Source organism: Methylibium sp. Pch-M (assembly GCF_004136295.1).
GTDB lineage: Bacteria > Pseudomonadota > Gammaproteobacteria > Burkholderiales > Burkholderiaceae_C > Methylibium > Methylibium petroleiphilum.
In genome coordinates this window covers 2,303,344-2,317,798 of record NZ_CP029606.1, presented here as the reverse complement: position 1 = coordinate 2,317,798, position 14,455 = coordinate 2,303,344, and the positions used below count along the sequence as shown (strand labels likewise).

Sequence of the window (14,455 nt, the reverse complement as noted above, 5' to 3'; positions counted from 1 at the left end):
CATCTGGGCCCGCATCAAGATGCGCATCACGCGCTCGGTGCAACAAGGCCGTCTGTAGAGTGGCAGTCTGTTCTCTGTCTCGGCATCGACTTCGACCACGCGTCACGCACCGGACACAAAACCAATACGGCTTGGGAACAAAAACCGTTGACTACTTTGGAAGTCCCTGTAAAGGGTTAGGCGTCACTGGCGGTCGAGCAGTTCGGGCCAGCGGTCGTCGAACCTGAAAGTGTTGATTACCCATCCGTTCTTTCCGCGATAGAGGTAGAACTGCCAGCGCATGGCATGCTTGTCAAAGCGATGGATATAGATGAGTTCTGCGAGCGACTCGCCGACTCGTACCTCTTTGATGAACTCCTGCCCGAGTGTGTTGCCGAAGCGAGCGGTCATGAGCGGCATTTGGTTTACAGCTTGGCCCATCATGGCCTCGAACTCCGCGGAAGGAATGATGGTCTGCGACTTGAACATCTTCAGTCCTCCCTCCAAGTCGCCCTTGGCGACACTTGTCATTACCTTGTCGGTAAGAGCCTTGACATCCGCGATCTGAGGAAGACCTTGTGCTGTAGCCGAAGTCGCCATAGCCAGGAGTGGGAGAAAGACGAGCAGTGGCGTGGTGTATTTGTGCATAGTGTGTTGCTGAGTTCGTGACGCCTAACGTTGAAGCTAAGCGGCGCCGTTAGGCGTCCGCTTGAGCGACGGGTTAGCCGCAACGCTATACCCACTGGTTTTCATAGATGGTCCTCCGAAGCGCACGAGCAGCGAAGAATGCCATGCGCTCAAGCTCTTGTTCGGTTTCCTCTGGATGCTCCAAGAGTTTGGTGTCATCCCACGGATCTTCGACGTGCACCCACTTGTTGCGGTACTTCCTGAGTACGTGAAGATCATCCTTTAAGCCGCTCTCGATGGAAGCACGATTGATCAACTCAACCAGTCTTTCCTTCCCTGTCTCTGAGTGCTCAGACCTGAGATAGGTCTCGATCCCAGAAACGGCCGTGAGGATCGAAGCCAAGTGCGCGCCACTGGCAAACGCCATATCGGCCTCACGCACGATGAAGCTGCACCACTCAGAAAGGATGACTCCTCCCTTAAGCAACTCGTCATCAAGCGCGATCAGTTGCGCCCAGCGTTCATCCTCATTCATGACGGCTAACGTTGGAGTTCAGCGGCTGCCTTAGGCGGTCCGCTGGAAGGAAGGGTTAGGTTGCTCACCACACTTGCTCCTTCCAGGGCCGGGGCTCGACGTTGCCGTAGCGTCCGCTAGAGAGGCGGACTACGAATATCAACCCAAAGACAGCGAGAACCGCCCAAGACAGCACAAACGCAGCGAAGGCTACCGACATGAGCGCGGGCAGTTCGAGCCATGCGGCCACAAAGGCAATGAGGCCAACTGCCAAGCCGGTGAGTCCGGCGCAGATTGTGACTACCCAAGAACGCGGCTTGTCGTTTGGAATGAATGGCTCTGTAAATGCCATGTGCAACCTAACGTTGGAGATGAGGCGCAAACAACGGCGGCACGGCGTTGGCAAAAGCGCCTAAGCGTTGACCGCCGTTGTTTGTTGCCTCGATTGACGGGTTAGGCGTTTGCAAGCAGCTTCACCAGCATGTTTTTCTTGGCTGTGTCGTACTTGTAAGGCGTGAATGCCTCCAGTGCCACTAACAGCTCTGACCAATGAGTAAGAAACGCCTTGTCGCTCTGCAGTGAAGATTTTTCTTGCGCCCATCGTTCTTCGCACTCCAGAAGCATGTTTCGAAGTCTGTGAGTCTCGGACCAGCACGCTGCACAAAGAGAACGCTGTTGATCAATGCTCGCCTTCCTGACCTCATAGGTGTATTGCTGATCCTGCGCAGTGAAGACGCATTCTGCTTGGCAGTGCCTGCACTTGTACGGCTTGTCTGTGTATTCCTTGATGAAGTAGTAGCCGACGGACTGTTTGCTTTGTGCTGACCACTGCTCTGGATCAGCTGGTACGGACTTTGGTCTGTCGTCGTGCTTCATGATGAAACGCCTAACGTTTGAGCTGAGGGGCCGACTCCGGGATGGCGCTTGGCCCGCGAGGCGGAGCATAGACTTGCAGCGCCTCGCGGGCCGAGTGCCATGCCGGTGGAGGTCCCGCTCCAGCGAAGGGTTAGGCCGCATTCTCGGCGGGTGATTCAAGCCGACTCTTTGCGCCCCAAAGGTAGAACACCGGAAGGCGCTTCTTGATGCCTGACCGATACACGCCGACCCCGGACGTAAGCCGGAGTTCGCCAAGGAATGGCTCCTGAACCCCACGAGCGAGCAGCAGCAACTCCGGCTCGGTGAAGCAGAGCCCATCTGCCGCGTGCACAAGCACCGCTGGCTTGGAACTGTTGCGCGGGCCAAATGGCGCTAAGAAGATGCTGGGTGCACTAAGCACGCGCTGACTTGCTGGCGACGACTCAGTGCCCAGCACATCTTGCTCTCGCCACGGCGCATACCAAGATAGGGTAGACCGCTGGGCGAATGCGAACGGTAGATCCGGGCGATGAACCGCAAGTTCCTGTTCTGAGAGCGGTTCGCACCGCAGGAAACGGGAGTGAGCTAAGAAGTACTCTCGCTCGAGCCTATAGTAGGCAAAGCTTCCGTGAAGCTTGGACATTCCCCACTCGCCCTTGTGAGGCCACCACGCGTCGTACATAACAACGCAGTCGTCGAACGCCACCACCCGCATTGGGTACGGCGACGCGGGTGACTTGTACACACCTCCGAGGACAACCTGTGGTGGGCTCATGCGGCCTAACGTCTGAGTTCAGCGGCCGCCGAAGACGGTCCGCTGTAATGATGGGTTAGTCGTCATACGGTGCTCCGTGCTCCGGCAAGAGCCAGGCGCAGATGCCTCGCGGCAAAGGCAGCGGCAGACAGCACGACTACCCACAGTGCCTTTGATGCGGGCTCATGTACGGCGAGGACAAAAGCCGCAACAGCCAACGCAAGCAGAAGACCGCCGCCCAGCCAGCGCAACGTGCGAGCCAAACGAGGCCACGATGGAGGAACAACCTCAGGTAGCCAGAACGGTGCAAGTACGCAAAGCCACAGTGCGACCGCAAGCGCACCGACGAGGACCTGCGCGTACGGTGGCGCCTCTGCAACGAGCAAGCGCTCGGGGCGGAACAGCGTAGCGAGCACTCCAGCGACTACGGCTGCGGCTGTGATTGCGATGTTCCGCTGACGGCTGCTCATGACGGCGAACGTTTGAGATAACCGGCATGACCCGGCTTGCCGGGGGATGTCCGGTTGACTAAAGGGTTAGGCGTCTGGCTCTGGTGCATAGATGTCGAGGGACAGAGCAACCCCTCGTCTTCCGAGTTCTGACAGTGTGTGTGGCGAGATGTCTTCTCCTTCATTTGACTCAGCCATAAACCAACCGCAAAAGAGATCTGCCTTATGCTTTCGGGTGAGAGCGGCCCACACCGTGACGTCCGGGTTCAGTCGGGCGAGCAACTCAGCTACTTGGCGATTGAGTGCTCCTGGCACGGCCTCGACGGCATGCAGACGCCACATGCCGAACTTAGCGATGCGGGATCCAGAGGGGCCTTTAGTTGGAATTAGCTCGCCTCTTCGCTGCAGAGCATCCGGCGGAACACCAAGTGCATTCGTAATCTCATCGGGATCCATGTCGGGCGACTGGAACCGAAGAGTTGCGATCGCGCGAGACAGTGCGGGCATTGCTGACGCCTAACGTTGAAATTCAGCGGCTGCCGAAGGCGGTCCGCTGGAATGAATGGTTAGGCGCCGGCATGACACGTAGACGCAACTTCTTGCAGTTCATCTGTTCTTCGGGAGATGCTTGCGAAACAAATAAGCGCCATAACAAACGAACCCGAACATCAGCACCCACACACATGCTTTGATGGTGAAGGCTAACTGTTCAGCCTGAGCGACCTTATACGACACAACAAGCATTAGCGCGCCATAAGCGAGTAGCACAACCATGCTGACAAACACGTAGCGCGTTCTAGCGTTCATGCTTGGGCGAAGATTTTGAGGTGCCTAACTAGATTTAGACATGCGCGACCGTACTGGCGCTGTTGATCTAACGCAACCCCTGCGTCGGTGCCAAGACATGCACGACGCCCTGTAGATGGCCGCTATCTGGTCGATACGCGATGGCGTTTAGGCGGCCTAAATGACCACGGCGCCGGGTAGGCACCCGGCGCCGTGACAAGAGGCCTTCCCGACCCCGCCCGCGCTCCGCGCGCGACGTGGAGGCAGACGCTCAAGAAGCCGGCAACACCGCCCCCACCCCCTCCGCCACCGCCTCCACGATCCGGTCGATGGTGGCCTCGTCGCTCACCAGCGCCGGGCCCAGGTAGACGGTGTCGCCGCGGCCGCGCGTGACCACGCCGCGCTGGCGCATCTGGGTCAGCACCTGCGGGCCCGTCTTGCGGGCGGGGTCGAACGGCTTCTTGGAGAAGCGGTCTTCCACCAGTTCCACCGCGGCGATGAGGCCCAGGCCGCGGATGTCGCCCACGTTCGGGTGCTCGCCCAGTGCGCCGCGCAGGCCGCGCAGCAGCCGCTCGCCCAGCACCTGCGCGCGCGCCAGCAGGCCTTCGTGCTCGATGACGTCCAGCGTGGCCAGCGCCACCGCGCAGGCCACCGGGTGGCCGCTGTAGGTGTAGCAGTGCATCCAGGTGTCGGCGCCCGGGCGGTCGAACACCGCCGCCACCTTGTCGGACAGGCCCACGCCGCCCATCGGCACGTAGCCGCTGGTGATGCCCTTGGCAAACTGCACCAGGTCGGGCTGCACGTCGCTGCCCCAGTGGCCCAGCGCAAACAGCTTGCCGGTGCGGCCGAAGCCGGTGATGACCTCGTCGGTGGCAAAGAGCACGTCGTAGCGGTCGCAGATCTCGCGGATGCGGCGGAAGTAGCCCGCCGGCGGCACGTAGGCGCCGCCGCCCATCACCGGCTCGGCGATGAACAGCGCCACCGTGTCGGGCCCCTCGGCCAGGATGGCGCGCTCCAGCTCGTCGGCCGCGGCGGTGGCTGGGTCACCGCCGGGCGGCACGGCATAGCGGTAGACGTCGTGGTTGGGGATGTGCACGAAGCCCGGCATGCGCGGCTCGAAGGCCGGCCAGTAGGCCGGCATGCCGGTGGCGCACATGGCGGCCAGCGTCACGCCGTGGTAGCCGCCCAGCACGCTGAGGGTCTTGTACTTGCCGGGCTTGCCCTGGGCCTTCCAGTAGTAGCGCGCGGTCTTGATGGTGCTGTCGGTCGACTCGCCGCCGCCCGAGGTGAAGAAGAACCGGTGCATGTTGGGGTACACGCGGTCGGCCGCCAGCTTCTCGGCCAGTTCCATGGCGCGCAGGTTGGTGCTGCCGGCGTAGCCAGAGGCGTAGGCCAGCTCGCCCATCTGCGCGGCGGCGGCGTCCACCAGCTCGCGGCGGCCGTAGCCCAGGGTCACGTTCCACAGGCCCGACATGGCGTCGATGTAGCGCTTGCCGTCGGCGTCGGTCAGCGTGGTGCCCTCGCCCTTCACCCACACGTTGCCGGCCAGGTGGGCGGCCTCGTTGTGCAGCGAATGCACCAGGTGGCGGTGGTCGCGCTGCAGCAGCGCGGCGTTGAGGCTGTCGCCCATGTGGCTGGCTCCGTGGGTTGCAGGGGTCGCTGGGGTGGCGGGTTCAGACGCCGGTGTCCACCAGCGTGTGTTCGTCGACGAACAGCCGCTCGCGGCGCGACACGTGGGCCATGGAGTCGGCGGCCACGGCGCGGCCGTGCTTGGTGTCGTAGGCGGCGTCGAAGGCTTCCTTGCTGTCGAACCACAGCTCGGACACGCCGTCGATGGCGCCCTCGCCGTCGGCCGTCACCAGGTTGAAGCGCAGGCCGCGCAGGCCGGGCAGCTGGCGCGCCAGGGCGGCGTGCTGGCCCAGCCACCACGCGGCGAAGTCCTGCGCGCTCATGTCCTCGCGACGCTTGAGGAGGATGATGGCCTTGAAGAACATGGAGGTCTCCTTCGCACTCATGCGGGCTTCCTCACACGATGGAGCGGTCGCCCGCCGATGGCCAGCACCAGCGCCACCAGCATCTCGTCGGGATGCGGCGCGTCGGCGATGGCGATCTCCGCGCCATCCATGTCGTCGAAGTTCCAGATGTCGTTCTTGTTGGTCACCGGCATCACGATCAGCGAGCCCGGCCCGCCCATCTTCTTGCTGCCGGGGATGATGGCCTCGCCCTTGTGCACCGCGCGGCGCACCGGCGCGCCGAACTTCGGGTGCAGGATGGCCGCGGCATGCTCGATCTCGCCGTCCAGGCCCACGATGGCGCCCTTGCCGTAGCTCTGCACCGCGTCGGGCGCCACGCCCAGCGCCTGCACGCCGCGGCGGCCCAGCAGGTCGCCGAGCTCGGCGCCCAGCTCGTACAGCGGCGAAAGGTCCTCCACGTAGCGGCCGGCATAGGGGTTCTTCACCACGGCGGCCACCACCACCTTGCGGGCGGGCGGGTCGACCGGGCGGCCGATCTCGGTGTGGATCTCCTCGAGCTGGACCACCAGCTTGCGCAGTTGCAGCAGCGACATCGTCGGGTTCGTCCTGGAAGGCAAGGGGGAAACGGGGCACGTCAACGTTTCACTCTAGGCGGATCGAAAGCCGCTGAAAAACGAAACTTCGTGGCGCGACAGTTCACGTTTCGTAAACTCCACGCCCATGCTGCTGGACATCGATCAGCTCCGCACGCTGGTGGCGTTTGCCGACGCCGGCAGTTGCAAGGGTGCGGCCCACCTGGTGCACAAGACGCCCTCGGCGGTGAGCGTGCACCTGGCCAAGCTGGCGGCCTCGCTGGAGCGGCCGCTGCTGGAGCGCCAGGGCCGGCGCCTGGTGCTCACGCACGACGGCACCGAGCTCGTGCGCTACGCGCGGCGCATGCTGGCGCTGCAGAGTGAGGCGCTGGCGCACTTCCGCGCGCCCGAGTTCGGCGGCACGCTGCGCGTGGGCCTGCCCGACGACTACATCCCGGTGCTGATGGCACCGCTGCTGGCAGCGCTGGCGCGGCTGGCGCCGCGCGCCCACGTGGAGGTGCAGTGCGCACCCAGCGCCGAGCTGCGCCCGCTGCTGGCCGACGGCCAGCTCGACCTGGCCATCCTGTCGGCCGAGACCGACACCCAGGAGGGCGTGGTGCTGCGCACCGAGCGCGTGGTCTGGACGGCCTCGGCCCAGCACGACGTGGCGCACGCCGACTGCCTGCCGCTGGCGCTGTTCCCGGAGGGCTGCATCTTCCGCAAGTGGGCGCTGGCGCAGCTGCGCAAGCGGCGGCGCGAGCACCGCATCGTCTGCACCAGCCGCAGCATGGCGGCGGTGCAGGCGGCGGTGCGCACCGGCTTCGCGGTGTCGGTGGTGGCCGAGAGCTGCGTGCCGCCCGATGCGGTGGTGCTCACGCCGCAGCAGGGCTTTCCGGCGCTGCCGGCGGTGACGATCATCCTCGCCGCCTCGCCGGCCACCGACGCGGCGCTGGCGCAGCGCCTGGGGGAGCAGATGCGGGGGCCGTTGAGGAGGGTGCGGGGGTAGGCCCTCACCCCGGCCCTCTCCCGCGAGCGGGAGAGGGGGCAGGAGGCGGGTCAGAGCAGCAGGAAGGCCGCGGCGGCCACCAGGGTCGGGCCCAGGGCGCCGAGCAGCAGGCCGCCGGCACCGACCGATTCGTCGGCGAAGCCGCGCTTGAGCAGCGCCACGCCGGCCGGGTTGGGCGCGTTGGCAATGACGGTCAGCCCGCCGCCCGCCACCGCGCCGGCCACCAGCATGTACTTCGACGCGTCGGAGATGCCGGAGATGAGCGAGCCCAGGTAGGTGAGCGCCGCGTTGTCGGTCACGGCGGTGAGCGCCAGTGCGCCGAAGAACAGCGCCAGCGGCTCGAGCCCCGCGACGATGGGCTGCAGCCACCAGCGCTGAAGGCCGCCGAGCACCACCAGGCCCGCGAGGAAGAAGCCCACCAGCAGCGCTTCCTTCAGGATCAGCGGGTCCTGGTGGCGCGCGTAGGCCTGCGTGAACCCGAGGAACAGCAGGAACAGCGCCAGGAAGGCCACCGGGTGATGGGCCAGCACCACCACGCCGGCCAGCAGCGCGAGGTGCACCCCCACCACCGCCAGCGGCACCGGCTCCGCCCCGGCGGTGCCCGCTGCGTCGGGCCCGTCCCCCAGGTGCCGGCGCAGCAGGAAGGCGGCCACCGAGGCGTTCACCAGCACGGCGAGCGCCGCCTTCCAGCCGAAGTTCGCCAGCATGAAGGCGCTGTCCCATTGCCAGGCGGCGGCCACCATCAGCACCGGCGGCGCGGCATAGGAGGTGAGCGTGCCGCCGATCGACACGTTGACGAACAGCACGCCCAGCGCCAGGTACTTGATGCGCTCGGGCACGCCGGGCCGGAACACCCGCGGCGCAAGCAGCAGCGCCGCGATGGTCATCGCGGCAGGCTCGGTGATCAGCGAACCGAGCAGCGGCACCGCGGCCAGGCCCAGCCAGGCCGACACCAGCGGCGTGGGCAGCGGCGCGAACCGCGCGATCGCGCCCACGGCACGCATCACGGTCTGCAGCACCGGCCGCGAGGCCGCCACCACCATCACGACGAAGACGAACAGCGGTTCGGTGTAGTTGCGCGACTCGGCGTAGTCGAGCGCCGCGCCGCGGCCGGCGACGAGCGCCATGACCAGCACCAGCACGATGGCCCAGAAGCCGAACACCACCTCCACCTCGCCCAGCAGGTGGAACAGGCCGGCGTGGCGCGGATGGCGGTGCGAGAGGCGCTCGAGCTGCTTGGCAGCGAAGGTGTGGACGAGGGCCACGCCGAAGAGGGCGGCGGCGATCCAGTCGATCGTGGGGTCGGTCATGGGCAGCAGGGTCGTGAAGCAACCGCGAGGCGGCCCGACCTTCGCGTGAACCTGCCGCACCGCGCTCGCGGTCCGACACCCGGGAGGGAGTGTACGGGGCGCTGCAGGGCGCCGTGGATCAGAGGAGATGGCCCACGTTGAACAGCGTCAGCAGGCCCAGCACCGCGAACAGCAGCGCGGCGATGCCGTGCACCAGCCTCATGGACACCCGCTTCGCCACGCCGTCGCCCAGCAGCACCGCCGGCACGTTGGCCAGCATCATGCCGAAGGTGGTGCCGGTCACCACGGCCCACAGCTCGGTGTAGCGCGCCGCCAGCGCCACGGTGGCGATCTGCGTCTTGTCGCCCATCTCGGCGAGGAAGAACGCGACCACGGTGGTGCCGAACACACCCAGGCGCAGGCGGCCGCTGCCCTCTGCCTCGTCGTCGAGCCTGTCGGGCACCAGCATCCAGGCGGCCATGGCGAGGAAGGAGCCGCCGATCACCCAGCGCAGCACGTCGGGGCCCAGCGCACGGGCGATCCAGTCGCCCACCGCGGCGGCGCAGGCGTGGTTGACGAGGGTGGCGACCAGGATGCCCAGGATGATGGGCAGCGGGCGGCGGAAGCGGGCCGCGAGCAGCAGCGCGAGGAGCTGCGTCTTGTCGCCCATTTCACCGAGGGCGACGATGCCGGTCGAGACGAGAAAGGCTTCCATGCGAACGAGAGGTCCTGGGCCGGATGACGCAATGACCACACGGCCTCTCCGGCCACGCGGAGGCTGTGCGGTCAAAGGTCTTGCCAGGCTGTGGAAGCTGCTCGCACCATGGCCGGCAGGCCAAGTGTGTTGACGCGAGCCCCTGCAGCGGATGCAGGGCGGCTACTCCCCGATGACGGGTGGGAGCCCGGATTCTAGCGGCCGGCTCTCGGCGGGCACCCCCCGCCAGAGTACCGGGCAAACTGCCTGTCGCAGTTGCTCACTCCAATTGAGCCACGGCCTTGGTGCAAGATGCGCCGCAACCGTGCCGCCCATGTCCCTGCCCCCTTCCATCCTTCCCGCGCCGCCGCTCGCCTCGACGGGCACGGCCTCCGCCGCCGCCGCGCGGCCGGTGCTGCACCTGCGGCGCGCGCTGATCTGGCGCATCGTGTTGATCGCCGTGGCGGTGCTGCTGTCGCTGGCCGCCTGGGAGGTGCGCGTGCTGCGCCAGGCGGCGACCGCCGAGCTGCCGGCCACCGCGTCGCTGGTGGCGCAGCTGCTGAACGACGACCTGGCCCGGCGCACCTCGTCGTTCGACCGCATCGACATCGAGGTGCCGCTGACGCCGCTGGAGCGGCTGGGGCGGCGCATCTCGTTCTGCGTCGAGGTCCAGCACCTGATGCGCGACCGGCCGCTGGCGCAGTCCTGCCTGTCCGAGGAGCCGGTGACGGACGCCGGGCGCCTGCTGGCGCCGTGGCTGCGCGCCGGCGCCATCGGCAACGCCCAGGCCACGCGGCTGCTGCAGTTGCAAGCCGGCATCCGCGCCGGGACCATCGTGGTCACACCGAACTGGGACAGCCTCGGCCAGATGCTGTGGCAGCGCTGGCTGGTGCTGGGCGGCTTCGCGCTCGGCTTCGTGGGGGTGGTGGCGGCGGTGGCGTTGCTGGTGGACCGCTCGCTGCGCCCGGCCAACGAGGTGCTGGCGGCGCTGGCGCGGCTGGAGGGCGGCGACCTGAGCGTGCGGCTGCCGCCGTTCGCGCTGAGCGAGCTGCGCAGCATCGCCGGCAGCTTCAACCGGCTGGCGGCGCGCTGGGCCGCCACCACGGCGCGCCAGCGCCTGCTGACGGAGCGGCTGCTGCAGGTGCGCGAAGAGGAGCGCCGGCGCCTCGCGCGCGAGCTGCACGACGAGATGGGCCAGAGCCTGGCCGCGCTGTGGGCCGAGGCCGAGGTGGTGTCCACGCTGGCCGGCCAGTCGCTGCCGCAGCTGCGGCCGAGCGCCGACGCGATGTCGCGCACCACCGAGCACCTGCTCGAGGGCCTGCAGCGGGTGCTGTCGGACCTGCGGCCTCCGGCGCTCGACCGCTTCGGTCTCGCGCAGGCCCTGCAGGCGCTGGTGGCACAGCCGCGGCGCCGGGCCGCGCAGGGCGACCTGCACGCCACGCTGGAGATCGACGGCGACACCGAACGTATCCCGGACTCGATGCGGGTGCACGTCTACCGCATCGTGCAGGAGGCGCTGACGAACGCGGTGCGCCACGGCGACGCCGCACAGGCGCGCGTGCGGCTGGCCTGCACCGAGCGGCAGGTGAGCATCGAGGTGACCGACAACGGCAGCCACGTGGGCGTGGCGGTGCCGGTGCCGGGCCACGGCCTGCTGGGCATGAGCGAGCGGGTCTCGGCGCTGGGCGGCACGCTGGACGTGGCGCCCTGCCGGCCTGGCGGCATGCGGCTGGCGGTGACGCTGCCCTTGCCGCCGCTCGAGGAGACGCAGGCATGACGATCCGCGTGATGCTGGTCGACGATCATGCGATCGTGCGCGAGGGCTACAAGCGCCTGCTGGAGCTGCAGAGCGACATCGTCGTGGTGGCCGAGGCGGGCGACGGCGGCGAGGCGCTGAACCAGTGGCGCGCGCTGCGGCCGGCGGTGGTGGTGATCGACCTGGGCCTGCCGGGCATGGGCGGGCTGGAACTGATCGCCCGGCTGCGCCAGCGCGACGAGGCCTGCCGCATGCTCGCCTTCAGCATGCACCGCGACGCGGTCTGGGTGGCGCAGGCGCTGCGCGCCGGCGCGCTGGGCTACGTGACCAAGAGCAGCGCGCCCTCGCAGCTGGTGGCCGCGGTGCGCGAGGTGAACCAGGGCCGCCGCGTGCTGAGCCCGGACGTCTCGGGCGAGGTGGCCAGCGCACTGCTCGACCCACAGGACAGCGCGGCCCACGGCCTGTCGCCGCGCGAGTTCGAGGTGATGCGGCTGCTGGTGGGCGGCCGCACGCCGCAGGAGATCGCGCAGTCGCTGAGCCTGAGCGTGAAGACGGTGCACAACGTGCACTACCAGATCAAGTCCAAGCTCGGCACCGCCAGCGACTTCGAGCTCGCGCGCATGGCCTGGCAGCGCGGCTGGATCGGCTGAGCGCCGCGGGCGCGCGCGCTCAGCCCGCGCGCGGGAAGAACGCCAGCGTCACGAGCAGCAGGGCCGCGTACATGCCGATCTCGGCGGTCTCGGTCCAGGGCTGGATGCGCTGCAGTGCGCCGACCACGTGGGCTACCAGCATCAGCGCGAACACCGCGGTGAGGAATTCGAAGGTGGGCTGCAGCGCGACGCCGGTGAGCGCAGCGCGCAGCATCATCGCCTCGAGGATCAGGATGAAGCAGCCGAGGCAGCGCCCGAAGTAGACCGCCAGGTCGGTGTGCTCGGGGATGCGCCAGCGCATCAGCCGGGCCCAGGCCAGCGGCGTGAAGGTGATGGGCAGCGCGAACACCAGCGTGGTCACGATGCACAGCCACAGCAGGTAGGTGGGGGCGTGGGCGCTCCAGGTTCCGATCATGGTCTCCTCCGGGGTTCGGCCTTGTTGTCCAGATGCCGCCGCGAGTGTGCAGAAGCCGGCGCGTGCCGCCGAGGGCAAGTTGCCCGAGCCACGTTCTGTCGCAAGTCTTGCGCGGCCTTGCATCGCCGCGGCGCAGAATGGGCCGTGGCGCGGAACCGCGAGGCCCGCAGCGGACCTCACGGGGTCGTTCCCGGAGTTCGCCCCGCCGCGTCCGCGCGGCGGGCAAGGAGAGACAGACGATGAAGCGATCGACACGCTGGTTGCTCGCGCTGTGCGGCCTCGGTCTCGGGGTGCTGGGCGCGCAGGCGCAGGCCACGCGGCCTGCCGCGCAGGCGCGCGCGAACGGCAGCGGCGGCCCCGCGGCCGCCGCAACGCCCGTCGAGGCGCGCTGGCAGGACAGCCTGGACGCCTTCGCGCTGGCCGACGAGGCCCAGGCGCCCCCGCCCGGCGGGGTGCTGTTCGTCGGCAGCTCGTCGATCCGGCTGTGGTCGGGGCTGGAGGCGCAGTTCGCCGGCGAGACGATCGTCAAGCGCGGCTTCGGCGGCTCGCGGATGTTCGACTGCGCGGCGTACCTGGAACGGCTGGTGCTGCCGTACAAGCCGCGGCTGGTGATCGTCTACGCCGGCGACAACGACCTCGCCGAGGGCCGCACGCCGCAGCAGGTGCTGGCGAGCTTCAGCAGCTTCGTGGAGGGCGTGCGCCGGGCGCTGCCCGACACGCGCATCGCCTTCCTGTCGATCAAGCCCAGCCCGCTGCGCAGCGCGCTGATGCCGCAGGTGGTCGAGACCAATGCGCTGGTGGCCGACTACAGCCGCCACACACCGAACCTCGACTACATCGACATCTACTCGAAGATGCTCGATGAGCTAGGGCGGCCGCGCGCGGAGCTGTTCCTGCCCGATGCGCTGCACCTGAACACGCAGGGCTATGCGCTGTGGCGCACCGTCATCGCCGACCACCTGCGCGCGCCCGCACCGCCACGCTGAGCGCCGCGTCGGCGGCCTGCGAGCGCAGCTGCCGGCGCATCGCGGCGGTGCGGCGATCGAGTTCGCCGCTGATCCACGCCACCGCGTAGAGGACGGCGAAGCAGCCGACCAGGATCAGCGCGTCGATCCACGCCGCGCGCGGCGTGCCGGCATCGCCGGCCACGGCCAGCAGCAGCAGCGCCAGCACCAGGTGGGCGCAGAACACCGGCAGCGAGGCGGCGCCCAGCGTCTCCAGCACCCGCAGCCGCGGCAGCCGGGCCGCGAGGCGCGGGCCGAAGTGCAGGGTCAGCACCAGCAGGGCGAACAGGTTGATCACGCGCAGCGGGCCGAGGTGCCATTTGTCGAACATCAGGTTCAGCGCCTCGTGGCCGGGAAACGGCAGCTGCCCGACGGCGTGCCGCCACACCAGGCCGACGACGCCGATCACGACCGCCGTGCGCACCAGCCACGGCGGGAAGACGAGCGGTGCCGGTGCGCGCGAGGCGGACTGCACCGAGCCCATCCACAGCCCCATCACCCACAGGAACTGCCAGCCGAACATCTCGAAGGCGCCGGTCTGGGGAAACGGCACCGGCAGGCCGGTGAGCGCGACGCTGAGGTCGTAGACCGCGCGTCCGAGGTCGAACTGCGCCAGCAGCCACAGCAGCACGCTGAGCGCGAGGATGCCCCGCCAGCCGTGCTGCAGGCCGTGCAGCAGCAGCAACGGGCTGAGCACCATGAACACCACGTAGAGCGGCAGGATGTCGAGCAGCGGTGGGCTGTAGATCAGCAGCAGGCCGCTGAAGAAGGCCGTGACCGGCTGCTCGAAATAAAAGGAGATCAGGTTGGTGATGGCGTCCTGCCGTGCCAGCACGCCGATCAGCGCGATGACGGTGAACAGGAACAGCAGCAGCGCGGCCTGGCAGGCGTAGATCTTCAGCGCGCGCCGCAGGAAGGCCTCGCGCATCACGGCCTCGCCGTCGCGCCGCTCGCGCGCGGTGTAGACCATGCCGGCCATGTAGCCCGACAGCAGCACGAAGCCCTCGGCCGCCGAGACGAAGCCGAACGGCTGGCCCAGCGGGTCGGCATAGCGCGTGGGCAGGTGCGTGAGCGTCATCAGCACCAGCATCAGGCCGCGCAGCGCGTCGATTTCCCAGAGTCGGCGGTTCAT

15 protein-coding genes and 1 riboswitch are annotated in these 14,455 nt (G+C 67.8%); of the genes, 4 read left to right on the top strand and 11 right to left on the bottom strand.

Annotated features, from left to right (window positions below; all coding sequences use genetic code 11):
• Window positions 1-183: 183 nt before the first annotated feature.
• The 7 genes from C1M51_RS11125 to C1M51_RS11095 all read right to left on the bottom strand — a co-directional run bounded on the left by C1M51_RS11125 (window position 184) and on the right by C1M51_RS11095 (window position 6,530).
• On the bottom strand, window positions 184-627 hold the full coding sequence (locus C1M51_RS11125) for a hypothetical protein (protein ID WP_129449805.1): 444 nt from the start codon (window positions 625-627) through the stop codon (window positions 184-186).
• 85 nt (window positions 628-712) lie between these two features.
• Window positions 713-1,141 (bottom strand): hypothetical protein, encoded by a 429-nt coding sequence (locus tag C1M51_RS11120; protein ID WP_129449803.1) that lies wholly within the window; start codon window positions 1,139-1,141, stop codon window positions 713-715.
• A 432-nt stretch (window positions 1,142-1,573) separates the two neighbouring features.
• Entirely contained in the window at window positions 1,574-1,996 is a 423-nt protein-coding gene (locus tag C1M51_RS19010; RefSeq protein WP_165349678.1) for a zinc-ribbon domain containing protein, read from the bottom strand.
• Between the two features lie 1,269 nt (window positions 1,997-3,265).
• Window positions 3,266-3,634, bottom strand: coding sequence for a DUF4279 domain-containing protein (locus C1M51_RS19400; protein ID WP_409072629.1), 369 nt, complete (start codon window positions 3,632-3,634; stop codon window positions 3,266-3,268).
• 601 nt (window positions 3,635-4,235) lie between these two features.
• Window positions 4,236-5,594, bottom strand: a complete 1,359-nt coding sequence (locus C1M51_RS11105) for an aspartate aminotransferase family protein (RefSeq protein WP_129449797.1) — start codon at window positions 5,592-5,594, stop codon at window positions 4,236-4,238.
• Window positions 5,595-5,637: 43 nt separating this feature from the next.
• Complete coding sequence (locus tag C1M51_RS11100; RefSeq protein ID WP_049820860.1) at window positions 5,638-5,958, bottom strand: EthD family reductase; 321 nt, start codon at window positions 5,956-5,958, stop codon at window positions 5,638-5,640.
• A gap of 17 nt (window positions 5,959-5,975) precedes the next feature.
• Window positions 5,976-6,530 (bottom strand): amino acid synthesis family protein, encoded by a 555-nt coding sequence (locus C1M51_RS11095; protein WP_011827970.1) that lies wholly within the window; start codon window positions 6,528-6,530, stop codon window positions 5,976-5,978.
• Window positions 6,531-6,657: 127 nt separating this feature from the next.
• Here C1M51_RS11095 and C1M51_RS11090 point away from each other — a divergent pair, with 127 nt between their 5' ends.
• Window positions 6,658-7,515, top strand: coding sequence for a LysR substrate-binding domain-containing protein (locus tag C1M51_RS11090; protein WP_011827969.1), 858 nt, complete (start codon window positions 6,658-6,660; stop codon window positions 7,513-7,515).
• Between the two features lie 50 nt (window positions 7,516-7,565).
• Here the strand turns inward: C1M51_RS11090 and C1M51_RS11085 are convergent, their stop codons facing one another.
• Together C1M51_RS11085 and C1M51_RS11080 are read right to left on the bottom strand one after the other, a co-directional pair.
• Window positions 7,566-8,825: a putative Na+/H+ antiporter gene (locus C1M51_RS11085; RefSeq protein WP_129449795.1), complete on the bottom strand. Its 1,260-nt coding sequence runs from the start codon at window positions 8,823-8,825 to the stop codon at window positions 7,566-7,568.
• Between the two features lie 118 nt (window positions 8,826-8,943).
• The gene (locus tag C1M51_RS11080; protein ID WP_129449793.1) at window positions 8,944-9,519 is read right to left on the bottom strand and encodes a TMEM165/GDT1 family protein; all 576 of its coding nucleotides are present in this window, start codon (window positions 9,517-9,519) and stop codon (window positions 8,944-8,946) included.
• Between the two features lie 12 nt (window positions 9,520-9,531).
• Window positions 9,532-9,702, bottom strand: a riboswitch (yybP-ykoY riboswitch).
• A 130-nt stretch (window positions 9,703-9,832) separates the two neighbouring features.
• Here C1M51_RS11080 and C1M51_RS11075 point away from each other — a divergent pair.
• Both C1M51_RS11075 and C1M51_RS11070 read left to right on the top strand, forming a co-directional pair.
• The gene (locus tag C1M51_RS11075) at window positions 9,833-11,275 is read left to right on the top strand and encodes a histidine kinase (RefSeq protein WP_129449791.1); all 1,443 of its coding nucleotides are present in this window, start codon (window positions 9,833-9,835) and stop codon (window positions 11,273-11,275) included.
• Complete coding sequence (locus tag C1M51_RS11070; RefSeq protein WP_011827958.1) at window positions 11,272-11,904, top strand: response regulator transcription factor; 633 nt, start codon at window positions 11,272-11,274, stop codon at window positions 11,902-11,904. Before C1M51_RS11075 ends, C1M51_RS11070 begins: the two co-directional genes overlap by 4 nt.
• A gap of 19 nt (window positions 11,905-11,923) precedes the next feature.
• Here C1M51_RS11070 and C1M51_RS11065 read toward each other — a convergent pair whose 3' ends face one another.
• Complete coding sequence (locus C1M51_RS11065) at window positions 11,924-12,319, bottom strand: hypothetical protein (protein ID WP_129449789.1); 396 nt, start codon at window positions 12,317-12,319, stop codon at window positions 11,924-11,926.
• A 239-nt stretch (window positions 12,320-12,558) separates the two neighbouring features.
• On the opposite strand from C1M51_RS11065, the gene C1M51_RS11060 reads away from it, so the two are divergent.
• Window positions 12,559-13,305, top strand: coding sequence for an SGNH/GDSL hydrolase family protein (locus C1M51_RS11060; protein ID WP_129449787.1), 747 nt, complete (start codon window positions 12,559-12,561; stop codon window positions 13,303-13,305).
• Here the strand turns inward: C1M51_RS11060 and opgC are convergent.
• A complete protein-coding gene (gene opgC, locus C1M51_RS11055) occupies window positions 13,265-14,455 on the bottom strand; it encodes an OpgC domain-containing protein (RefSeq protein WP_129449785.1) in 1,191 nt (396 codons plus the stop codon). The two genes, C1M51_RS11060 and opgC, sit on opposite strands and share 41 nt — an antisense overlap.